This window comes from Chitinophaga polysaccharea, from assembly GCF_902150045.1.
Taxonomy (GTDB): Bacteria; Bacteroidota; Bacteroidia; order Chitinophagales; family Chitinophagaceae; genus Chitinophaga; species Chitinophaga polysaccharea_A.
On record NZ_CABFVU010000001.1, the window covers coordinates 3417066 to 3441258 of the forward strand.

14 protein-coding genes are annotated in these 24193 nt (G+C 47.8%); 9 read left to right on the top strand and 5 right to left on the bottom strand.

Annotated features, from left to right (window positions below; all coding sequences use genetic code 11):
- The first annotated feature begins 558 nt into the window (after window positions 1-558).
- Complete coding sequence (locus FN124_RS30900; protein WP_185937194.1) at window positions 559-1593, top strand: hypothetical protein; 1035 nt, start codon at window positions 559-561, stop codon at window positions 1591-1593.
- 49 nt (window positions 1594-1642) lie between these two features.
- Here FN124_RS30900 and FN124_RS14055 read toward each other — a convergent pair whose 3' ends face one another.
- On the bottom strand, window positions 1643-1810 hold the full coding sequence (locus FN124_RS14055) for a phosphatidate cytidylyltransferase (protein ID WP_142685332.1): 168 nt from the start codon (window positions 1808-1810) through the stop codon (window positions 1643-1645).
- A gap of 104 nt (window positions 1811-1914) precedes the next feature.
- Here FN124_RS14055 and FN124_RS14060 point away from each other — a divergent pair, with 104 nt between their 5' ends.
- The 4 genes from FN124_RS14060 (at window position 1915) to FN124_RS14075 (ending at window position 9073) form a co-directional block, all read left to right on the top strand.
- Complete coding sequence (locus tag FN124_RS14060) at window positions 1915-2526, top strand: RNA polymerase sigma factor (RefSeq protein ID WP_142685333.1); 612 nt, start codon at window positions 1915-1917, stop codon at window positions 2524-2526.
- Window positions 2527-2594: 68 nt separating this feature from the next.
- The gene (locus FN124_RS14065; RefSeq protein ID WP_142685334.1) at window positions 2595-3629 is read left to right on the top strand and encodes a FecR family protein; all 1035 of its coding nucleotides are present in this window, start codon (window positions 2595-2597) and stop codon (window positions 3627-3629) included.
- A gap of 56 nt (window positions 3630-3685) precedes the next feature.
- A complete protein-coding gene (locus tag FN124_RS14070) occupies window positions 3686-7237 on the top strand; it encodes a SusC/RagA family TonB-linked outer membrane protein (RefSeq protein ID WP_142685335.1) in 3552 nt (1183 codons plus the stop codon).
- Window positions 7238-7264: 27 nt separating this feature from the next.
- A complete protein-coding gene (locus FN124_RS14075) occupies window positions 7265-9073 on the top strand; it encodes a RagB/SusD family nutrient uptake outer membrane protein (RefSeq protein WP_142685336.1) in 1809 nt (602 codons plus the stop codon).
- A 166-nt stretch (window positions 9074-9239) separates the two neighbouring features.
- On the opposite strand, the gene FN124_RS14080 is transcribed toward FN124_RS14075, so the two are convergent.
- Both FN124_RS14080 and FN124_RS31635 read right to left on the bottom strand, forming a co-directional pair.
- Window positions 9240-9992: a phytanoyl-CoA dioxygenase family protein gene (locus FN124_RS14080; protein WP_142685337.1), complete on the bottom strand. Its 753-nt coding sequence runs from the start codon at window positions 9990-9992 to the stop codon at window positions 9240-9242.
- A 168-nt stretch (window positions 9993-10160) separates the two neighbouring features.
- Window positions 10161-14987, bottom strand: coding sequence for a PKD domain-containing protein (locus FN124_RS31635; RefSeq protein WP_312847224.1), 4827 nt, complete (start codon window positions 14985-14987; stop codon window positions 10161-10163).
- 171 nt (window positions 14988-15158) lie between these two features.
- Between FN124_RS31635 and FN124_RS14090 the strand changes: the two genes are divergently transcribed.
- Window positions 15159-16229: an NADH:flavin oxidoreductase/NADH oxidase gene (locus FN124_RS14090; protein WP_142685339.1), complete on the top strand. Its 1071-nt coding sequence runs from the start codon at window positions 15159-15161 to the stop codon at window positions 16227-16229.
- Between the two features lie 44 nt (window positions 16230-16273).
- Here the strand turns inward: FN124_RS14090 and mgrA are convergent, their stop codons facing one another.
- Complete coding sequence (mgrA, locus tag FN124_RS14095) at window positions 16274-17266, bottom strand: L-glyceraldehyde 3-phosphate reductase (RefSeq protein WP_142685340.1); 993 nt, start codon at window positions 17264-17266, stop codon at window positions 16274-16276.
- 984 nt (window positions 17267-18250) lie between these two features.
- Window positions 18251-19162: an acyl-CoA desaturase gene (locus tag FN124_RS14100; RefSeq protein ID WP_142685341.1), complete on the bottom strand. Its 912-nt coding sequence runs from the start codon at window positions 19160-19162 to the stop codon at window positions 18251-18253.
- A gap of 170 nt (window positions 19163-19332) precedes the next feature.
- Between FN124_RS14100 and FN124_RS14105 the strand changes: the two genes are divergently transcribed.
- From FN124_RS14105 to FN124_RS14115, 3 genes are all read left to right on the top strand, one after another.
- The gene (locus FN124_RS14105) at window positions 19333-19911 is read left to right on the top strand and encodes an HdeD family acid-resistance protein (RefSeq protein ID WP_142685342.1); all 579 of its coding nucleotides are present in this window, start codon (window positions 19333-19335) and stop codon (window positions 19909-19911) included.
- 126 nt (window positions 19912-20037) lie between these two features.
- The gene (locus tag FN124_RS14110) at window positions 20038-22650 is read left to right on the top strand and encodes a M1 family metallopeptidase (protein WP_185937195.1); all 2613 of its coding nucleotides are present in this window, start codon (window positions 20038-20040) and stop codon (window positions 22648-22650) included.
- A 62-nt stretch (window positions 22651-22712) separates the two neighbouring features.
- Entirely contained in the window at window positions 22713-24182 is a 1470-nt protein-coding gene (locus FN124_RS14115) for a cobyric acid synthase (RefSeq protein ID WP_142685343.1), read from the top strand.
- Window positions 24183-24193 lie beyond the last annotated feature (11 nt).

A 24193-nucleotide genomic window follows, 5' to 3' on the forward strand; every position in this document is an offset into this window, starting at 1 on the left:
TGTTGTCTGCGTCCGGGGGCAAAACCGGGGGACCACTGTAGACAAACCTGAACAAGATTATCCCCATTGAAAATAAAAGGGGATGGCAGCTAAATACCTGCATGGAAACAATTATATTAAACTGCTGCTGATGCCAGAGCATGTAAATGAGAAGTAACATTGCGGCAGGCAAGAAAATATAGAAGATAGAAATACTCCTTTTGAGTGATAACTTTAATGCTAATTTTGAAACTATCTTTTTTGATTAGATAGTATGATGCAGTTAGTCCGCCCAGATAAACCAGGTACAGGACCGCTTATTACTGCAAGGTCAAACAATTATTTAATAGTTTGATGTACTTTTACCAGGCAAACTTTTTTTCGTATGAATATTGGTCACAAAATTGCACGCCTCGGGAAATCCGGGGTATTAAACAGGCTGATCTGGCGCGTAGATTAGGCGTTGTAATAAATACCCTTCAACAACCATACCCCAGCCTTTTTGCAACCTTAACAACCCTTATGTTTTAACTTTAAATCTTCCAATAAAAAATAAAAGTTAACCAAATAACAATTAAAATGAAGTACTGTTTATCTCTATGCCTGCTGCTCGGCGCAGCGGGGCTTCGTGCGCAGAATGTTTTTCCATCAACAGGCGCTGTTGGTATTGGGACCAATACACCTTCTTCAAATGCATTACTGCATATTCACGGTGGGAATCTGAAATTAACCAATCCCGGCCCTTACCCGTATGGTGTGAATATCGACGTTACAACGGCCTCGGGAGCATGGGCCCGCGAATTCAGCCTTTCTGCCAAACAAACAGGTAAACTGGCCTCCTTCGGGGCTTACGGCGGTGCAGACACCCTGATTTATGCATACATTGGCGGTAACACTGCCTCCGATATTGCTTATGCCGCTCCCTGGATGGTTTTCAGACCTGATGGGAATGTAGGCATCGGTACCATGAATACCTACACCCGTTTGTCTGTAGATGGTGGCGTTACTATTCTTTCGCCGGGTGGCTCTGCTATCCCACGTCCGCCGGTATCAGCCGGTACCATCACCGGCGAAATAAGAGGAACCAGCCCGGGCTGGTATGCCGGCGATGATGGTTTCCTGAGATTGAGTGCGGGTGGAGGTACAAGCGCCGGTACCAAATCATTTATCGACCTGTCCGGGTATACTGCCAATCAGCCCGATCGTTATGAGAATATAGTAATGGGTACTGCGGGGCAGGAGAGAATACGTATTGCTTCTAACGGCAACGTTGGTATAGGCACCAATAATCCCGACGTAAAACTGGCTGTAAACGGCGATATCAGGGCAAAACGCGTAAAGGTAACCGCCACCAACTGGCCCGACTATGTTTTTCATCCGTCTTACCAGTTACCGGGTTTAATGGAAGTGGCAGATTTTATTCATCAGCATCAACACCTGCCCGGTGTACCATCCCAGACGGAAGTACAACGCGAAGGCAGCGTGGATGTAGGCGCCATGAATGAAACCCTTCTCAAAAAGATAGAAGAGCTTACGCTTTATATGATTGAACTGAAAAAGGAGAATATATCCTTGGCAAACCGGCTACGGCAACTGGAAACAAAACAACGTTAATAACAAAACAGCCTTGTAATACAACATTACAAGGCTGTTGCTATAAAGATCAACCCCGTTTCCCCCCACGGGTTATTAAGAAAATGATCAGGCCCACCACCACTGCTACGGCGAGTATACCGGTCCAGACGCCCGCTTTGAAAATACCGCCTATCACTTCACAACTACTGAGTAAAAGTACAAGGCACGACAGTAACAAATAAGTGAGGTTTTTCATATCGTTCAGTTTTAATGTTATACAATACCAGACATATCCTGTACCAAAATATATTTGTAAGTGTCAGAATAATTAACAAGCTTTAGCAGATCAACCAGAACAGTATGAATTCAGGGAAAGCCTTCAGATCGGGGCTGCGCGTGGTGGCTTCCCATTCCTCACTTTGGGGACTCTTTCTACAGGGTGACCGCCACGCTTTCGCCGAAATATACGATGCCCACATTGATGATCTCTTTCATTATGGCATGCATTTCTGCCAGGATAAGGAAAGGGTGAAAGACTGTTTACAGGATCTGTTTCAGGATCTGTGGATCAGCAGGGAGCACCTGACCGCCAATATCGGGAACGTACGCTATTACCTCATCAGCAGCCTGAGAAGACGGCTGCTCCGGGCATTGCGTAAAGACCGCCGCTACCAGCACCGTGAATCATGGGAAGCGTTTGAATTTGAATGCACGCTTCCCCTCGAACATCAACTGATCCAGTACGAAACTGCCGAAGAACAGAAGCGCCTTCTCCAGCAAGCCCTCAGTAACCTGTCGAGGCGCCAGCGTGAAGCCATCTATCTCCGCTTTTTCCAGAACCTGAACTATAATGAAGTGGCCGATATCATGTCCATGCAGGTTGATTCTGTTTATAATACCATCTCCAAAGCCATCGGCATCCTTAAAAAGAATCTCCCGCTGCCGCTCCTGTTGCTGTTTTTAGGGAGATAAAAAAAATATTTTAAAAAAAGTGATGAGATTTGCTTCATTACCTGCTCTTTAAGTAAAAGCACGTTCTCTTGGCCTCCAGTAATTATTTATCATACACCGCCCGGGAGTTCGCGATGGATGAGGACTTTCAGCAATGGGTACTACACCCGGAGCAAAGGAATGTGTTCTGGGAATCATGGCTCAGGCAACATCCGGAAAAGGAACCTGTCATCAGCAACGCCAGGCAACTCGTGCAAAGCATCCGCTTCCGCGATTACCCGCTGTCCGCAACGGATAAGGAACAGTTGTGGGATGCAGTGCTGAACGGGCTGGGAGAGGAGAACGAAGAAGAAGTGGTACCTGTACGCCAGCCTTACCGGAGGAGCGCCTGGAAATACGCTGCTGCGGTAATTACCGGCATACTGCTGGCCGGCGCCTGGTGGTGGAAGCCCGCACCAGAGCAACCCCCTATTCTCAGCACTTTCACCCGGCTGGGAGAAACCAGGACCCTGCTGCTGCCCGATAGCTCGGAAGTAACGCTGAATGCCGACTCCCGGCTGCTGTATGCCGTTACGGGAACAGGCCGGCGTGAAGTATGGCTCGACGGGGAAGCCTTTTTTCATATAAAACATACCGCTTCCCACCAGCATTTTATTGTACATACCTACGATCACCTGGATGTGGAAGTATTGGGAACACAGTTCAATGTAAACAGCAGTGGTAAAGAAATAGTGGTGGTATTGCAAAAGGGAAGTATCCTGCTGAATATCGGTGAAAACAATACGGGTAAAGCTGCAGCGCTGTACCTGCAACCCGGGGAAATGCTGCGGTATAACAAACAGGATGGAGATTATACCAAGAAAAGCGTAGATGCCGTAAATTATACCTCCTGGCACACCGGCCGCTTAATAATGAATGATTTTACATTGCTGGATGCCGCCGTTTTTATGGAGCAGGTGTTTGGTAAAAAACTGATCATACGAGACACACAATTATTGAATTATAAAGTATCAGGCTCAATGCCTATCATTTATGACGCCGATACCATGATGACACAGCTGGGCAAGGTTTTCCGTATGCAATTCAACCAAAGAGGCGATGAAGTCTGGATCCATAAGCCGTAAAGCTCGCCGCTCAATTTTATAGATGTCTTATTCCTAATCGTTAAAACCTGTTCAACATGAAAAAAGGTTTACGTGTTTTGCTGATGCAAGCATTGGCCCTGTATTTCCTGTCCCAAACGGTATCAGCCCAGGAAGCGGCTGTTGCCATCAACGAGCCGGCCCTCCCCGAAACCGGCAACAGTGCAGAAGCACAACCCGATGAATCTTCCCTGAAAACTGTTCTCCATCTCATCGAAGAACATTTCAGTGTATCTATCGCCTATAAAAGCACCCTGGTTAAAAACAAGAAAGTACAGCTGTCGGTCGCTGCATGCCAATCGCCCGAAGAAGCGCTGGGAAAAGCCCTGGCCCCTTTTAACCTGCACTTCGAAAAAGTAAGGGAACACTTTTATATGGTCACCGAAAAAATACCCGCTCCCGCACCTGTAGAACCCGGCGCAGTACAACAGCAACACCCGGTAAAAGGCGTGGTAAGGGATGAAAAAGGGAATCCCGTGGCAGGTGTAACCGTCCGTATTGCAGGTACCAGTATCGGCACGGTTACCAATGCAGATGGCTCCTATACCATCGCAGCACCAGGAAGAAGTACCGATGAACTGGACATCACTTACATTGGTTATGAAACACAACGTATACCCGTTGGCGGTAGAGCCCTTATTAATGTTACCATGAAAGAAGGCTCCAGTGCATTGAATGAAATAGTGGTCACCGGTTATACCACGCAAAAGAAGAAAGACCTTACAGGCTCCGTAGCCGTAGTGAATATAGACAACCTGAAAAAACAGCCCTCCGGCCAGGTAACGGAACAGCTGCAGGGACAGGCATCCGGTGTTACTGTAATCGGCTCAGGCCAGCCGGGAGAATCCCCGCAGATCCGTATCCGCGGCGTAAATACTTTTGGGGCCAACTCTCCTTTGTATGTAGTGGATGGTGTGCCTACCACAGATATTGCGGATCTCAATCCCAACGATGTAGCCAGCCTGCAGGTATTGAAAGATGCCGGCGCCGCCTCCATCTATGGCTCCCGCGCTTCCAACGGGGTGATCATTATCACCACCCGCCGCGGTTCCGGCAAAGTAAAAGTAGCCTACGATGGTTACTACGGCCGCCAGTATCCGAAGAACGGTAATGTGTGGAATACCCTTAACCCGCAGGAGCAGGCCGACCTGAGATGGCTGGCATATAAGAACTCCGGGCTGGATCCGGGAACCGCCCTCTATGGCAATGGTACAAAACCCGTAATACCGGATTATATCCTGCCATCGGGTGCTATGGAGGGAGATCCTTCCGTTGATCCATCTCTCTATTATGTAAATCCAAATTATACGGACCTGGACGACTATAACAGTTTCTACCAGATCTCAAGGGCTAACAAAGCAGGGACCAACTGGTATCGCGAGGTATTCCGCCCGGCGCCCATTACCAGCCACAATGTAGCGGTGAGCGGGGGCGGTGATAAAGGTAACTATCTCTTCTCCCTGAATTATTTTAATCAGCAAGGTACTTTGATGAACACTTACCTGAGAAGGTATACCGTTCGCTCCAACACACAGTATAACATTACACCAGGTATCAGGGTAGGAGAGAACCTTGCTTTTTCCATGTCAGAAAATCCTTCGGTAGATATCAATACATCGGATGCCGCTATTGGTCATGCTATGCGCGAGCAAAGCATTATACCGGTATATGACATCAAAGGCAACTTTGCCGGTTCTGCCGGCGACGCCCTGGGAGACGCTTTTAACCCGGTGGCGATGCAATATCGCACCCGCAATAATAAAGGGCTGAATACCCGTTTGTTTGGTAATGTATACGGAGAAGTAGACTTCCTCCGGCATTTTACTCTCCGCACCAGCTTTGGTGGAGAAGTAGCCTCCGGCTGGTCGCATTCCTTCCTGTTCCCCCAATATGAGAACAAGGAAAATTCTACCAGTAATTCTTATACAGAAGGCTCTACCAATTCACATAGCTGGACATGGACCAACACGCTTACCTATCACCAGACGTTCAATAATAAACATGATCTGAAAGTAATTGCCGGTACGGAATCGTTCGATAGCCGCCGCCGCGCAGTGGGAGGTACTACCAAAGACTATTTTACTTTTGATGATTATTTCCCCGATCTCAGCACAGGAACCGGTACACAAACCAATTACAGCAACCGCGAATCAGAAGGCCTGTTCTCTATCCTGGGCCGCATTGATTATGCGTTTATGGACAAGTATCTTTTGAGCGCTACCTTACGCCGCGATGGCTCTTCCAAATTTGTGAACGACCATTACGGTACTTTCCCTGCAATTACAGCAGGGTGGCGTATTTCACAGGAAGAATTTATGAAGAAGATCAGCTGGATCACCGACCTTAAGATCCGTGGCGGATGGGGCATCATGGGCAACCAGCTTAACCTCAGCGTTAACAACGGCTACTTCCTGTATGGAGGCAACCGCAACTCTTCCTATTATGACCTGGCAGGGGTTAATAATGGCCTCAACGCAGGTTTTGCAGGTACGCAGATCGGCAATCCCGATGCCAAATGGGAAAGCGACGTGAATGCCAATATCGGCATTGATGCCAGCCTGTTTAACGGGCAGCTCGATTTCTCTGCCGACTACTACCGTAAAGATATTAAAGACCTCCTGTACAATCCTGAACTGCCCGGCCTTGCCGGTACCGGCGCCCAGCCTTTTGTGAACATCGCCCGCATGAAAAATGAAGGGTTCGATTTTTCTGTTGGCTGGCATAAAAATATCAATAAGGATCTGCAACTGAACATCAGCGGTACGCTCACTACTTACAAAAATAAGATCGTGAAAATTGCCGATGGGGTGGATTATTTTGACAGCGACAGTCGCCGCTTTGATGGTAGTAACATCATTCGCAATGCAGTTGGTCAACCCGTTTCGTCTTTCTTTGGTTATAAAGTGATAGGCTTCTGGAATGATGAAGCTGAAATTGAAACAGCAGACAAACAGGCACAGAAAGTAACCAATACACCGGATGCTATTTACCAGGAAGGTGAAGGACTGGGCCGCTTCCGCTACCAGGATGTAAACGGTGATGGTATCATTACTCCCGACGACCGTACTTTCCTCGGCAATCCCAACCCTGATTTCTCCTATGGCATCAATCTCGGTGTTACCTATAAAGGATTTGATTTCAGCATCTTCCTGTTCGGCACGCATGGTAACCAGATCTGGAATAATGTGCGGTGGTGGCGCGATTTCTACCCGTCTTTTGAAAGCGCAAAAAGTAAAACAGCCCTGTATGATTCGTGGAGGCCGGATCATCATAACGCTACAGCGCCTATCCAGGAAGTGGACGGATCTACCAGCACACAGGGCGTGCCCAACTCATACATGGTGGAGAACGGCGCTTATCTGCGTGCAAAAAATATGCAGCTGGGATATACCTTTCCCACTAAACTACTGTCAGGCATACACGTAGAAAAGCTGCGTGTTTATATCCAGGCGGCGAATGTATTCACTATTACAAAATACTCGGGGCTGGATCCTGAAATTGGTGGTTCCGACATCACCGATTTTGGCGTAGACGAAGGCGCCTACCCCAATCAGCGCCAGTTCCTCATTGGCATTAACCTGGGTTTCTAATAATTGCTCAATTTAAAAAACAGGATCATGAAATCATTATATCATATACTGTTAACTGCGGCCATTGCAACGCCATTTCTTTCAGGTTGCAGCAAGAGCTTCCTCGATCGCACGCCGCAATCTTCCCTTGAAGAATCTTCCCTTACCAATAAGAAGGGAGTAAATACACTGCTTATAGGCGCCTATGGTGCGCTCGACGGGCAGGATTTTAAAGACGGGGATATGGTGAATCTCTCCGGTGGCAGCGGGTTTGCCGTATCGCCTGATAACTGGATCTATGGCAGCGTATGCGGCGGAGATGCCCATAAAGGCAGCGACCCCGCTGATGCCGCCGCTATATTGCAGATAGGCACTTTTGTAGGCAATGCCGCCAACGGCTTCTTTAATGATAAATGGCGTGTGAACTATGAAGGCGTGCGTCGATGCAATTTTGTGCTGCACATTCTTCCGAATGTTACCGACATGACCGATGATGAAAAGAAAGAACTGGCAGGAGAAGCCCGTTTCCTTCGCGGGCATTATTATTCTGACCTGAAGAAGATGTTTGATAACGTGCCCTGGGTAGATGAGAATTCCAACAGCTTTAACAAGCTGGATGTAGATGAATACAAAATTCCCAATGATAAGGATATCTGGCCGATGATTGAAGCAGACTTTAAGTATGCGGCCGAAAACCTGAATGAGATACAGGATGTAATAGGTCGCGCCAACAGCTGGGCAGCCAAAGCTTACCTGGCTAAAACACTGCTCTACGAAAAGAAGTATGCGGAAGCCATGCCCATCTTTGAAGATGTGATTGCACACGGTGTTACAGCTAAAGGAACGCCTTACGCGCTTACCACAAAGTTCCATGATAATTTTGATGCCTTTACGGAGAATAACAGTGAAGCGGTTTTCTCTATCCAGTATAGTGCTAACGACGGCTCCGGCGGTACAGGTAATGCCAACCAGGGGGAGATGCTGAATTATCCGTATAATGGCCCTTTCAGCTGCTGCGGTTTCTATCAGCCTTCGCAGGACCTGGTGAACTCTTACCGCACCGATGCGAATGGTCTTCCTTATATTGACGACTTTAACGACCATCCGGTGAAAAGCGATATGGGATTAACCAGCAGTGCGCCCTTTACTCCGGATGCCGGTAACCTGGATCCACGCCTCGACTGGACCGTTGGCCGCCGAGGTATACCTTTCCTCGACTGGGGCAACCACCCGGGTATGGATTGGGTTCGCGACCAGCAATCTGCCGGTCCGTATGCAGCCATTAAAAATGTATACATGCAGGCTACGCAGGATAAGTATTATGATGGTAATGGCTGGGCGCCCGGCAACGCCATCAACTATGTGCTGATCCGCTTTGCAGATGTATTGCTGATGGCCGCCGAATGCCAGGCCCAGGCAGGAAGCCTCGCTACGGCACAGGATCATGTAAATGCAGTACGCAGCCGCGCCGCCAATCCGGTTGGCTGGGTGAAAACCTACCTGGATCCATCCAAACCAATGGGTGGCTATACCAATATACCGGCAGCAAAGTATAACATTAAAACATATCCTGCCGGCGCCTTTACTGCCAATGGCAAAGCCTGGGCAATAAAAGCCATTCAGTTTGAGCGCAAGCTGGAACTGGCTATGGAAGGTCATCGCTTTTTCGATCTTGTACGCTGGGGCATCGCACAAACAGAGCTGAACCGCTATTTCAGCTACGAGAAAAATATTACCACTGATGTAGAGAACGGCAACTTCACCAGCAAAAACGTCCGCTTCCCGATCCCGCAGCGCCAGATTGACCTTAGCGTGAAAAATGGTACGGCTACGTTGAAGCAGAACGCGGGATATTAGCGGAGGGGATCGCCTTCGGCGATTGTCTTGGAGCATGATTATGATGATTACGCTGATTACGCTGATTTTATTTTTGGGATTTTATAAATAATTAAGGGATGATAAAAGCAGACTTGCTTTTATCATCCCTTAATTATTTTTTCATTTATAATCCAAAATAATCAAATCAGCGTAATAAGTTTAATCCTGAGTCAGACAAACTCCGCGTTTCTGCCCATTGCAGGCCCCCGGCCAGTTGCTGGTCGCTGAATTCGATATGGATCACCCGCCGGTTATGTCCATTGCTGCTGCGGCCGGAAGCGTGCATGAGCAGGGGCCGCATGATCATGATGCCGCCTCTTTTTACCCGGCAGCTAACATCCGGGGTTTTGTTCAGATCAATATCATTTGCCCGTTGAATACCTCTTGCATGTGAGCCGGGCAGCACTTTTAAAGCGCCGTTCTGCTCATTAGTATCATCTAGGTGAATGCGGAGCGTGTAGATGCTTTCCAGTATACTGATTGGCGGTTGCACGGCATATTGGCCAGGTTTCACTGTCCAGGGGCCATAACCGGATACCGGTAGTTTTTCAGCTACTGAAATAGTCAGATCCTGGTGCCAGGCCACAAACCAGTTTGATTGGCCGGGCTTATCAAAATAAATGGATTTAACCGGAACATGATGTTCACCAAAAAGCTCCCGGATTATGAGGTTTATGATGGGGATAAATATCAACGGAATAATGGAAGGCACCTCCTGCAAAAAACGGCGGATGGCAAAGAGATCATTGGTTTTCCGGAAGAATGGACTATGCTGGTCTACACTATCAATCACAGTGATCATCTCCCTTACAGATGTTTCAGAAAATACATCCGGTATCATGGTATATCCCTGTTGTTCCAGCTCCTGCCTGAATTGTAGCAAATTCCCGTTATTCATCTGTAATTATTGACTATCACAAAACAATTCCAAAATCTTCAAAATGAAAACAACCCACTTCTATTTCCCGAATTATTTCAAACCCAAAATAATCAAATCAGCGTAATCAGCGTAATAAGTTTAATCCTGAGTCAGACAACCTCCGCGTCAGACAACCTCCGCAACCCACTATTTGATCAACGTTATACTCCCTTTAAATTCGAACTTCTCACCTCCTTCACATACTGTTTGCATGGAATAAATATAAGTGCCCATTGGAGCTTCTTTGCTGCCTTTGCGGCCATCCCAGCCGGAAGCAGGTGCATTGATGGGGAAATGGGTGTTTTCAAAAACAAGTGTTCCCCAACGGTCGTAGATACGCAGCCACTCAATTTCCTTTACGCCTTTTCCTTTTGGATAGATCCGTTCGTTCCGGCCATCCCGGTTAGGCGTAAAGGCGTTGGGCATAAAGATAGCACTCTGGTTGCAGAGTATATGTAGCACGATATCGTCGGAGGCTTTACAGCCATATACGTTCTCCACCTCCAGCAGGTATTTTGTAGTGAGATCAGGCAAAGCCTGTACCCTTGCACAGGTGCTGCAGTCCAGCGATGCGGCGGGGCTCCAGTGCCAGCGTACCACGTCGCTGCTGGTATTGGCAGAGAGATATACGGGTATACCGGCCATGATCTCACGGTCAGTTCCTGCATTCACCGTAGGGGCGGGGTTTACACGCACTGTGAGGGATGCTTTATCAGAGAAACAATTATCCTTATCAAACCCGGTTACTTCATAAACATATTGCCCGGTGCGGGGGAGCGTAGCCACAGGAGCGGGAGAGGAGGGCTTGTCGATGCCAGTGCCGGTCCATGTATAATAGTCGGTGCCCGATACACGGAGTGGTAGTTTATCGCCCAGGCATAACACGGTATCAGGGGTAGCCTTTATCTCAAACGGTTGTATCACCCTGAGCTTTACTTCGTCATTATTGATACATCCGTTGTTGTCAGTTACCTTTACCTGGTAGGTGGTATTCACTATGGGGGCGGCTGTAGGCTCGGCAAGTGATGGATCATTTAATCCTGTTGCCGGGGTCCATTCATAAGTACCGCCACCGCCAGCATGGAGCAAGGTAGTGTTACCAAGACATACAAATTCTGCCGGGGCGCTGGCTTTAATATCAGGCAGTGGTAAGATATTCAGCGGGTGAATGACATCATCAGTACAACCGTCTTTACTGGTAACAGTGAGTTTCACCTGCACCAGGCCAGGCTGTGCGTACGACAGGGCGGCCGGTTGCTGCAAGTCGCTGGTTTGGTTGTTGCCAAAGTCCCAGTTCCATGTAACATCACTGGTTTTGGTAACGCTGCCGCTGAAGGCAACAGGTACATCTTTGCAGGCCTGGTCAGGCGCAGTGATAGCGGCTAACGGTTTCGGGTATACGTTTACCGGCACCTCCACTGTTTGTTTACAACCATATTTTGTAGTGGCTGTCATGCCGAATTTATACTCGCCCAACTTGTCCAGCTGGAATACCGGTGTGGTAGTATTGATGCCTGTGGGCGTTAGCGAGACGTCGTATGTCCAGGTATAGGTTGGCGCCATGCCCAGTTCTTCCACAGAGTAGCTGTTGAACACCGGTGCGAAGGTAAGCTCGCCGGCATCGCATATTTTAGCAGGCGAAGGATTCAGTTTAATATCCAGTTGGTCTATCACTACCGGGTGATCCAGGAAGGCGCTGCCTTTGCAGCCGGCGTCATCTTTCAGCAGCAGTCTTGGTTTGTAAATTCCCGGTTCGGTGAAATGATGTTTTATTTCGAGTGCTGTAGTTTGTTCAACATTACCATCGGTGAAGTCCCAGCTGAAAGTTGTGGCATTTTCAGGTTTGATGGTAAAGGTGATTTCTTTTTCAAGACAGCCGCCATCGGCGCTGGTGGCAATGGTCGCGTAAGGTCCTGTAACAATCACAATCTCGCTGTATTCATCTTCCGTATCTGCATCGCCTTTTACTTTAAGCTTTACGGTATAATGCCCTGACTCTGTATAGGTATGTACCGGGTTAAACTGGTCGGAAGTACCGCCATCGCCGAAATCCCAGGAGCAGGTAGTATAGTTGATGGAAGTATTGGTGAAACGGAAGATCATCGGCGCGCATTTGCTGCCGTTCACAAATTCTGAGGTATAGGTAAATCCTGCGCCTACGGCGGATACTTTAATGTTTTGAGTTACCTTATCGGTACAACCGTTATTATCTTTCAACTCTAATGTTACCGGGAAAAGCCCTTTATCGGAATAGAAATGCGATACATAATAAGGTTCATTAGAAGCGTTGCCATCGCCAAAGTCCCACTTAAGATCTGTAATATATCCGCCGGTTACATAGGAGGTATTGCCGAAGTTCACTGTGCTTCCCGGTTTCACCAGGTAGTAGTCTGCATAGAATGAAGCCACCGGGCCGTTCACCTGCAGGGATTTTCCGCTGGTGGTATTGCTGCAGCCATCCTGGTCGGTAACGGTTAGGGTAGGATAGAAATAGTTGCCCGCCTGTTGGTAAGTATGTTTAAATGGCGCGCTGGTAAAGGTTTCCAACGGGGTGCCATCACCAAAGTTCCATTGCCATTTTACTATTTTGTTACTGTAAGTAAGATCTGTATTATCGGTGAATGTAAGCTCAGTGCCTTTGCACTGTGCTTCGGTTGGAAGGTTAAAGTCGGCGATAGGGCCGCGTGTATTCACCGCTATAACATTGCTGGTATCATAGCAATAGAGTTGATTGAGCATAAGCAAACGCACGGTGTGCTTACCCGGAGAGGGATTGGTATATGTGTAGGTGCCATAGCTGTAGCCCCATGTGGTGTTTGTTTCATCTACCTGCCAGTAGTAAGGATCATAATGATAAATGCTGGTGGCAGCGGACGTTACTTTAAAAGTAATGGTTTCATTATTGCAAAGCGCTGTTTTATCGGAGCTGATAATAACAGGAGATGGCGCGATGATAGTCACCGTTTTACTGAGATAGGTTTCGCAATGACCATCGGAGGTGGTAAGCTGTATAGTATAGGTACCTGATTTGGAATAAATATGTGTAACCGCACTGCTTTGCCGGGTGTATGAAGTATCTGTGCCGTCGCCCCAGTTCCATTTCCAGCTGGTGGCGCCCAGGGAAAATTCGCTAACGGTAACGGTAGTACGTTTACTACAATCTACCGGTTCAATATTGAACCTTGGAAAAGGATTTACCGCTTTAATATACCCGGTTTTGGTGATGGTATTGGGGCAGGAACCATTGGAAACCGTTAAGGTGATATTATAAATACCAGGCTCAGAATAACTGTGCTGGGAGGTGCTGTTATAGCCATAACTTCCGTCCCCGAAATCCCATGACCAGCTGTTGCCTACGTCTGATTTGTCGATAAAGGTGGTAAGGGTATTGCCGCATACTTCGGGTGCGCCTGGTGAGTAGAAGTCGGGCGTAGGTTTTTTATATACTTCCACGCTGCCGATAGCCGTTCTTGTTCCCGTACAGCCGTTGCCGGTAGTATATTGCAGGGTAACGGTATAAACGCCTGCCTTGTTATAGGTATGCTCCGGCTGGGCCTCAGTGGAAGTAGTGCCGTCGCCAAAGTTCCACAGGTAGGTTTTAATTACATCATTATTGTTAATATTGGCATAAAAAGAAGTTTTGAGCCCTTCGCAACCGCTGTTGTTCGACATATAAGGGTATACATCCGTTTGACTGATGTACAGGTAGTTGGTGCTGTAGGCGGCACAGCCGTCTTTACTGGTGGCTACCAGATTCACGTAGTAGCTGCCGGGGTTGTTGTATATATGCGTAGGATTTTGCAACGTAGAGGTTTGCCCGTCGTCAAAACTCCATTTCCAGCTGACAGCGCCGGTCATGTTGTCTTTAAAATTAACGGTTGCCGGCACGGAGCAAATGGCTTTGTTATCCGTGCTGATCTGCCCGGTGGGTGTTGGTTTTACGGTAACGGTCTTTTCCACTACATCGGCGCAGTTGCCATACATGGCAGTGAGTTTAATATGAAGCGGCCCCTCAGCTTGGGGGCGATAGCTAACGCTGTTCTGGTACGACCAAGCATATTCTCCATTGATTTCCCAGGTAGTGCTTTGCGGCTGAACGGGCGAAAAGGTAGCCTGGAACTGGGCTTCCTGGTTGGTACATATCAGTGAGGGGGTGGTGAAGGTAGTAGCGTAATTAGCCACGTTGATGTCGGTCACCGATTCCGTGGCAGTACAACCCCGTTCATTCATCACCGTTAGTTTTATGCTATGTGTGCCTTTGGTGGTATATGTATGTTTCAGCGGATCTTTGAGCGTACTGGTGCCGCCGTCATCAAATTCCCATTTATAGGAGAGGGTGCCCGTACCGGTGGAGGTGTTGGTGAACAATACATCTGCCGGCGCTTTGCATAGTGTTTTTTCCGCTATACTGAAACTGGCGCTGATAGCTGACGTCACGTCCACTACCTTCTCCAGTACTTTAAAATTCGTACAGCCGTAACTGTCAGTTACTGTCAGGATCACGCTATACACGCCGGCTTTGGTGTAGGTATGACTGGGAGAACTTCCGCCGTTCTGTAAGATTTCGCCGTCACCAAAATCCCAGCTGAAGTTCTGCAGGCTTCCTTCTGCGGTAGATTTATCCGCGAATGTGACAGCAAACGGTGCGCATCCTTTACCGGAAGAGATACTGAAGTTTACTGCAGGCTTTGCCCTTACCGCGATGTAATCTGTTTTAACGGCTGTTTTGGAGCTGCCGTCACTGAAGGTTACTTTTAATGATACCGTATATTTTCCTGTTTTTACATAGGTGGCGCCTGGATTTTTTTTGGTAGATGTGGTACCATTCCCAAAGTTCCACAACCAGGCAACAGGATTGCCGGTGGACAGATCAGTGAAGCTGGTAATGAGCGACTCACAGTCGCTGGTAGCGGATGCACTAAAATCAGCGTTTTGTTGAGCAACAGCACTTAAACAGGAAAAAAAGCAGAGCACAAGGGATACAACAAATTTGCCTCGGACAGGGAAACGGTACATTGGATTTATAGGTATATGGGGTAAAATTAGGCTTTTCCCGGGATATTTGCTGTGGCTGGTACCACTAGAATATTATGTTTTCGCTGTATGATTAATGCTTAATTTTAAAGATCTTAAAAGCAGCATTTTATGTCACATTTGTTCAGTCCCCTGCAATTGAGGGAAGTTACATTCAGGAACAGGATAACGGTATCGCCTATGTGTGAATATTCTTCTACCGACGGGTTTGCCAATAACTGGCACCTGGTGCACCTGGGCAGCAGGGCAGTGGGTGGCGCCGGCCTGGTACTGACAGAAGCAGCAGCTGTATCCCCGGAAGGCCGTATTTCCATTCATGACCTGGGTATCTGGAAAGATGAGCATTTACCTATGTTGCAGGCCATTACTGCTTTCATTGCGGAGCAGGGTGCGGTGCCAGGCATCCAGCTGGCGCATGCCGGCAGGAAGGCCAGCACGTTAAGGCCCTGGGAGGGAAGCAAGGCCTTGCCCCCGGAAGAGGGTGGCTGGCAGGTGGTAGCTCCCAGCGCCATTCCTTTCAACGACGTATATCCGGTACCGGTAGCGCTCACGGAAACAGGCATACGTAAAGTAAAAGATGATTTTGAAGCCGCGGCTATCCGTGCGCTGAAAGCAGGTTTCCGGGTGATTGAAATACATGGTGCGCATGGTTATCTTTTGCATAATTTTTTATCTCCTCTCAGTAATCAACGTACAGATGAGTACGGAGGCAGCTTTGAAAACAGGATCCGGCTCCTGGTGGAAACAGTGGAAAGGGTACGTGCCGTATGGCCGGAACAATATCCTTTGCTGCTGCGTATCTCTGCCACCGACTGGGCAGAAGGCGGCTGGAATCCTGAAGAGTCGGTGAAGCTGGCTGCTATTGTAAAAGAGAAAGGAGTGGATCTGATAGATTGTTCATCGGGCGGATTGGCTGCACACCAGCAGATTAAGGTAGGGCCGTTATACCAAACGCCTTTTGCTGAAAAGATCCGTAAGGAAGCCGGTATTGCCACCGGTGCGGTAGGGCTGATCACTACTCCAGAAGAAGCGGAATCCATCATTGCCAACGGCCGTGCCGATATGGTGTTAATGGCCCGTGAAATGTTGAGGGACCCTTATTTCCCGCTGAGGGCAGCGCATGTATTGGGAGCAGAGGTGAAATGGCCGATACAATATGAAAGGGCGAAACCGAGAAAGTAATCATTAGCCGTTAGCGGTTAAGCTAACGGCTAATGACTAAAATACTATTTCAATATTGCTTCAATAGCATCCAGCTCTTCTTTGGAAAAAGCGGTATTCTTCAGCGTATCCAGGTTGTTGTCCAGTTGGGCAACAGAGCTGGCGCCAATTAATACAGTAGTGATCCTTTTATCTTTCAGGATCCAGGCCAGCGCCATTTGTGCAAGCGATTGCCCGCGTTGTTGAGCCAGTACATTCAGCTTTTTAACTTTCTCGATCCTTTCAGGGGTTACATCGCCTTCCTGCAGGAAACCGCTAGGTTTGCTGGCGCGCGATCCGGCAGGGATGCCGTTCAGGTAACGGTCTGTAAGTAATCCCTGGGCGAGGGGAGAGAAGGGGATACAACCCACGCCGTTGGCTTCCAGTACATCCAGCAGCCCTCCTTCTATCCAACGTTCAAACATGCTGTATTTAGGTTGGTGTATGAGGCAGGGAGTGCCGAGTGATTTCAACACCTCTACGGCCGCTTTTGTTTGTTCGGCGTTGTAGTTGGAAAGACCTACGTATAAAGCTTTTCCCTGTTGCACAATGCTATGCAGCGCGCCCATCGTTTCTTCGATGGGGGTAGCCGGGTCGGGACGATGTGAATAGAAAATATCCACATATTCCAGCTGCATACGGCGCAGGCTTTGATCCAGGCTGGAAATAAGGTATTTGCGGGAGCCCCAGTCGCCATAAGGGCCGGGCCACATGGTGTAACCTGCTTTGCTGGAAATGATCAGTTCATCCCGGAGATGCCCGGTAAAATCCTGTTTCAATATCCTGCCGAAATTTTCCTCTGCACTACCAGGTAGCGGGCCATAGTTGTTGGCCAGGTCAAAATGGGTGATACCTTTATCAAAAGCATTGTGAATGATACTGCGTCCGTTTTCAAAATTGTCAACAGAACCAAAGTTGTGCCACAGGCCCAGTGATACGGCAGGCAGTTGTAAACCGCTTTTGCCGCACCTGTTATAGGTCATATTGTTATACCTGTCTGCTGCGGGTGCGTAATGCATGGAATTTTAATTTTAGGGAAACAAGATAGAAAAAATTTGCGAAGGTTGTCTGGTTCAGGATTAATCTGCGTGGTTACTGATCTTAAGCCTAGTTATTGATTTCGCCGGGATAAATGCTTATCAATATGTTTTGATCATTAGCTGATTTTTATATTACCAGGCTGTTCTAATATACTGTATGGCGCTGTCTAACGGCAAAAGACGGAACACCTATTATAGCTGTAAATAGCAATGCAAGTAAATGCCTTTTCATAAGTATTCAAATAATTGGTTGATTTTGTTGAATGCAGATAACTTTCCATGATTTCTATATTGTATTGGGCGTATATTTTTTTCAAATATTTATTATTTCAATACGCTTGCCGGGAGCTATAGGTGTATCAATTAACTAACGTTGCTTATCAGATACATTCAGTCTCAAAATTTACCCTTCGGGAATAGAAAAAAAGGATCCTCATAATTGCGCCTGAATAATGCTTATATCTTCCTGAGCTATACGGGGAGGCGCCGGAGCTATTGTGGAATGAGATGCCTGTAGAGACGGGGTCCACGAGAAAACAGTGGAGCTGCTACATTTGCGCAGACAATAAGTTAAGCTCCTTTTCTCAACTTTGAATTTATGGGTAAACAACAAAGACGGAGCCTACGACAAGGCCTTCAAAAAGATGGCAGCGGAACTTTATCTTAATGGCAAATCAGCCGGAGAAGTGGCCAGGCGGTAAATTTAATGTCGGGAAGATGGGTACTGTATTTGAGGTGAGCCGTAGTGGCTATTTCGCCTGGCTAAATTTTTTCAGAAGGCTGGATAAAGATTATGAAGCTACCTGGTTCTGCCGTAGCATTATCCAGATAGCTTTCATTAGTATACTTCTAAAAGGAGAATTATATATATGCTCTTATATCTCCCAAATCCAATCAGGGTAATCAGCGTAATCAGTTTAATCCTGAGTCAGACAACCTCCGCGTCAAATAAAATCCGCGGCATTAGCTCAGCTCTTCGACGGGAACCCGCGGAGCAGCCTGCTGGCTCAGTTTATTGCTTTCCTTCAGTTTCGCGGGAACAGGGCGTATTTCCCATACTATCCCCAGAAAACCTAAGGTTTTGATTATATAATAGGTAATGTCAAACTCCCACCAGTAAAAACCCTGACGGGCAGCGCTCTGGTAATAGTGATGATTGTTATGCCAGCCTTCGCCCAGGGTAATTAGCGCCAGGATAGCACTGTTGCGGGATTCATCGCCGGTATAATATCTCTTATTGCCAATTTTGTGCATAAGTGAGTTGATGGTAAAAGTACCGTGGTATAAGATAACGGTGCTCAGGAAAAAGCCTATCAGTAAGGTAGAGAGCCCTGCGGACCAGTCGAACCAGCCGGTGCCATTTACCTTATTCCCTACAAAATAAACGGCAATTGCCAGGATCACGGCCGGCACCATATGCCATTTGTTCAGCCACAACAATTCCTTCGCCTTATGGTCCTTGATCAGGTCGAAACGGGTAGGTTTGTATTCAGGCCCCATGATCCAGCCGATATGGGCATACCAGAAGCCGTATACATTGGCTGAATGCGGATCTTCGGGGGTATCACTGTGTTTATGGTGAATACGGTGGTTGGCCGACCACCATAAGGCGCCTTTCTGTAAGCTGCTTTGTGCGCCGCCCGCCAGGATAAACTGGAAGAACCGCGACGTTTTAAATGCACGGTGAGAGAAATAACGGTGGTAACCTGCCGTTACAAAAAACATACGTACTACATACAGTACACCGCATAAAATCCAGTCAAACGCTGTTGTACCGGTAAAAAATGCCAGTAAGGGCACCGCGTGAATGCCCATGAAATCTGCCTGATGCCACCAATTTGGCGGTTTTCTGTCTTGCTTGATCGCCTTATTCATTCCACAAAGATAATTTCCGTCTTTTATTAAAGAAATGATTTAAATCATTTGGACAAAGTTAAGTGCTTTTCCCCGGTTTTTGCGCCCTTGTGTTCCCTGCGAACATTTTACAACCGGATGTGTTAAAGAAAAACGTAGTGCTATCCTTTCATCACGTTAAAGTAATTATTATGTCACAATTAATTTCGGCTATCAGGAACAATGTTAAGTATTGGTGGTTATACCTGCTCAATGGAATTATTTTCCTGATCGCAGGCTTTATTGTTTTTTCCAATCCCTTCAGCAGTTATGTACTGCTCAGCATTTTCTTCAGCGTTACCCTGTTCGTGACAGGTATCTTTGAAATTGCCTTCGCAGTGAGCAACCGCAGCACGCATCACGGGTGGGGATGGTCGCTTGCATCAGGTATTATAGATGTGGTGATAGGTTTTATCCTCATGTTATACCCTTCCGTAAGCATGGCCGTGATACCGCTTTTCCTGGCATTCTGGTTTATGTTCAAAGGTATCAGCCTGATCGGCTTTTCCATACAGTTGCAAACAGATAAAGTACCCAACTGGGGCTGGCTGCTGGTGGGAGGGATTGGCCTTATTATCATTTCCATTTTTATTCTCGATAACCCTGCTCTTGGGGTAGCTACCATACTGGGACTGATGGCTGCCGCTTTCTGGGGAACAGGTATCCTCAGTATCCTTTTTGCCTTCCGTCTTAAACATGTAAAAAAAGAATTAAGGGAGCACGGTCTGTAAGCAGCTGCCTGCAAACCCGTTTACAGCGAACAACGAAGTGATTTGTCACTTCGTTGTTCGCTGTAATGGCTTTAAGCTGTCGGTATTTTCCTGTATATTCGATGCTTCTAAATCTAATCTCTCCCGATGAAAATCAACAGAATCTATGCTATTGCGTCCCTGCTGCTGTGCGTGGGGATGCAGCGGGGAATGGGGCAGGCAGTGTCTAAGTACGATGCGCATGAGGCTTTTTCTCCACTGTTTTACCCGGCGCCAGGTAATGAGTTCCGCAGCGCAGGGGGGCAACCCGGTCCGAAATACTGGCAGAATGCGGCAGATTACAAACTGGCTGTAACGCTTGATACCGCGCAGCATCGTATAAGCGGTTCCGTTGTCATTACCTATAAAAATAACAGCCCGGATCAACTGCCTTTTTTGTGGTTGCAGCTGGATCAGAATATTTACCGGGAAGACTCCAGGGGAAGCGCTACTGTGGCCGCTTCTGGTGAGCGTTTTGCCAACCGCAGCTTTACACAGGGATTTGAATTGAAAAGTGTAACTGTGATCAGTGCCGGGAAATCTGCTGCCGCCAATTACCTCGTAAATGATACCCGTATGCAGGTGAAACTGGCAGATGCGCTCAAAACAGGCGCCTCCCTGCAGCTGAAAATAGATTACGCATACACCATCCCGGAATATGGTACCGACCGTACCGGCCGCCTGCGCACTGCCAATGGATGGATCTACGAGATAGCACAATGGTACCCACGTATGGCGGTGTACGACGATATACTCGGATGGAATAATATTCCTTACCTGGGCGCTTCTGAATTTTATCTTGAATACGGCAACTTTGATTATACCATCACAGCGCCCGCCAGTTTGCTCATAGGCGGCTCCGGCGAGCTGGTGAATGAAGCACAGGTACTATCGCCTAAAGAAATAAGCCGTCTTGCCAAAGCGCGCAACAGCGATGAAACGGTGTATATCCGTGATAGCGCAGACATAAAAAATAACACTCCCTCGGGAAACCGTACCTGGCACTTCGTGTGTAAAAATACCCGGGATGTGGCCTGGGGCGCCTCTGCGGCCTTTATCTGGGATGCGGCACGTATTAACCTGCCGGGAGGTAAAAAAGCGCTGGCACAATCGCTTTATCCGCTGGAAGTAGCCGGTAAAAATGCCTGGGGCAGATCCACCGAATATGTAAAAGGTTGTATTGAACATTACTCCAGGCAGTGGTACGTATATTCGTACCCGGTAGCTACCAATGTAGCTGGAATTGTAGGAGGGATGGAGTATCCCGGTATTGTTTTCTGTAACTGGAAATCTACCAGGGGCGGCCTCTGGGGTGTTACAGACCACGAGTTCGGGCATAACTGGTTCCCCATGATCGTAGGCTCCAATGAACGTAAATATGCCTGGATGGATGAAGGGTTTAATACTTTCATTAACGGCATTGCTACCCAACATTTTAATAACGGCGAATACGCTGCCCGCCAAAGTATGCAGCGGGCGGCCCCCATGTTGTTTTCTGCCAATGCAGAAGCCATCATGAATACACCGGATGTGATAGGGCTTAATTATAACGGCATTGCCGCTTATTATAAGCCTGCTGCGGGATTGAACCTGCTCCGGAATGAGATCCTGGGCCCTGAGCGTTTCGATTATGCTTTCAGGGAATATATCAGGCGCTGGGCATTTAAACATCCTACGCCCTGGGATTTTTTCAGGAGTATGGAGAATGCCGCAGGGGAAGATCTCAGCTGGTTCTGGCGAGGATGGTTCTTTAATACCTGGAAACTGGACCAGGCAGTAAAAGATGTGAAATATGTAAAGAACGATCCGGCACAAGGCGCCCTCATTACCATCCAGAACCTGGAACAATTGCCCATGCCGGTGGTGCTGGCCATAACAGATATCAATGGTAAAACGGATACGGTACGCCTGCCGGTGGAAATCTGGCAACGTGGCGGTAACTGGACATTCCGCTATCCGTCCACTACTAAATTAGCCGGCGTAATTATTGACCCCGCAGGCAATTTCCCTGATATCAATCCATCCAATAATACCTGGAAAGGGGAGACAGGAAAACCGGTGCCTCCCGGAACTACGGCAACGGCTATATTAAAAAGGTATATTGATGCAGTTGGTGGCGACAGTCGGCTGAAAGGCTTAAAAGACCTACTGCTGGAAGAAGAGGCTAACGTTAAAGGCACTGTTATTGAACGTCGTGTGCAGGTAAAGCAACCGGATAAAATATTGCAGGTGGTGACCGTACCAATAAATAATATGGTGCCCTTCAGGTTGCTCATTAACGGCAATAACGTAAGCATGGCCCGCATGGGAAAGAACATCCCGCTATCGCCGTCGGACAAGGCTATCCTGAAGGATAAAAACGGCCTGTTCCCGGAGTTGCAATATCTTAACAACGGCAGCGATGTTAAGATGGAGCTGTTGCCGGTGACAGAAGAAGTAAATAACGCCGAGGCATATGTGATGAGCATTGCCACTTCCAACGGAGCGCTGATGCGTAACTACTATGATGTGAAAACAGGGCTGAAAGTACGCACCGTTTCCCTGCCGGGGCAGGAAGGCAAAGAGCCGGAAACAACTACTGATTATGCTGATTACCGCGAGTTGAACGGTATACGGTTACCGTTTGCGATTACCACCACCGACCCAAGTGGTTTTGAAGCGGTGATGACCGTGAAGAAGGCAGTGGTGAATGGGGGGATTGAAGAGGAGGTGTTTAAATAGTTTACACTGGTATTCTTATCCTAAAGTTAATATCTTCGCGGCAGCATTAATGTCATGAAAGAATGAAACAACTCCGGCCGGTAATGTTTGTGGGCACTGCCTCAGATGTAGGTAAAAGTGTGATCACAGCCGGGTTTTGCCGCATTTTCAAACAGGATGGATATATTCCGGCGCCTTTTAAGGCCCAGAATATGTCGCTCAACAGCTATGCAACGCCCGATGGCCTGGAAATAGGCCGTGCGCAGGCGGTTCAGGCTGCAGCGGCAGGAGTGCCTTGCCATACTGATATGAACCCGGTACTGCTGAAACCTACCAGCGACCGTAACGCCCAGCTGGTATTGCACGGGAAACCTGCCGGCAACCAATCGGCCTGGGAATACTTTATGGAAGATGATAAACGTGCGCTTTTTGAGGAAGTGAAAGGTGCGTTTAACCGCCTGTCGCAACGCTATAATCCCGTTGTAATGGAAGGGGCAGGCAGCATTTCAGAGCTGAACCTGCGTGCAAAAGATATCACCAATATGCGGATCGCCCTGCATGCAGGTGCGGCCGTTTACCTTATTGCGGATATCGACCGGGGAGGCATTTTCGGTAGCGTGTATGGCACTATCGCATTGTTGCCACCGGAAGAAAAAGCATTGATAAAAGGAATCATTATTAATAAATTCAGGGGGGATATCCGCTTGTTTGAAGATGGAAAGACCCTGCTGGAAAAGATAACCGGTGTACCGGTAACCGGTGTGTTACCTTACTATCACGATATTCATATTGAAGAAGAAGATGCGGTTTCGCTGCCGCTTAAACAGAAGCGGTATGTTACAGGAGAGATAAATATTGCGATCGTTTTGCTGCAGCATATGTCGAACTTCACCGATTTCAATGTGCTGGAAAAAGATGAGCGGGTAAATATCTTTTATACCGACAACCCCGCGGAACTGGCGGCTGCAGATATTATTATCCTTCCCGGAAGTAAAAATACGATAGCCGACCTGGTAGCTATCAGGAACAACGGTACTGCTGCGGCAATAACGGACGCGCATAAACGAAATAAGGCAGTGATCGGCATTTGCGGTGGTTACCAGATGATGGGCCAACAGGTAGCAGATCCTTATGGCGTGGAAGGCGCTGCCGGCAGCATCCCGGGCCTGGGTATTTTACCTGTTAACACCGTGCTTACAAAAGAGAAGGTAACCCGGCAAAGGACTTTTTATTATCGTGGTCAGCAGAAAATATGTGAGGGATATGAAATTCATATGGGAGATACCACTGCAGCGGTTCCTTCTCCGCTAAATATTTTTACCGGTGGCGGCACAGATGGTTATTTCCTTAGGGATAACTGCTGGGGTACCTATCTTCATGGTATCCTGGACAATGATGCAGTGATCAATGACCTGCTGGCGCATTGCGGCAAACCCGTAGTGGCAAAGGAATTTGATTACCGGCGGTTCAGGGAAGAACAATATAACAAACTGGCAACACATATCCGTGAACATCTGGATATTCCGGCTGTTTATAAGGCACTGGAATTATAATAATATTGCAT